Annotated in this window: 1 protein-coding gene; it reads right to left on the reverse strand. The window is 73.5% G+C overall.

Annotated elements, in window-relative coordinates; translation table 11 throughout:
* Nucleotides 1-404 (reverse strand): PPE family protein, SVP subgroup (locus ACYQ8K_RS30225; protein WP_459975063.1); only part of this gene is annotated, 404 nt, incomplete at both ends.

A 404-nucleotide genomic window follows, 5' to 3' on the forward strand; every position in this document is an offset into this window, starting at 1 on the left:
GTGGGCCGGAAGCCGTACTTGGGACCGGCGACGCCGTGTCCGCCGGCACCGGCACCGGCCAGTGGCATGCCACCGAGCAGGTTTCCGGGTCCGCCGGCAGCCTCCGGGGCAGCGCTGATGCTGCTGACCGGAATGGCGTGGCCGAGCGCCTGCGTGGCAGGGGCTCCCGACCAGGCGACCGGCACGGACAACTTGCCGCCGACGGAGGCCGCGCTGCCCAGCGCCGCGACCGGGTGGGCGGCGGCCGCCCCGCCACCGAGCATGCCGCCCAGACCACCCAGGCCGGGCAACGCCTTGGCCGCGGCCGGAGCCGCGCCACCGATGGCACCGACCGACTTGGCGATCTGGGTGAAGGTGTTGGCCATACCGGTACTGAAGTACGGCAGACCCTCGGTGTTGTAGAA

The organism is Mycobacterium sp. MUNTM1, from assembly GCF_054660795.1.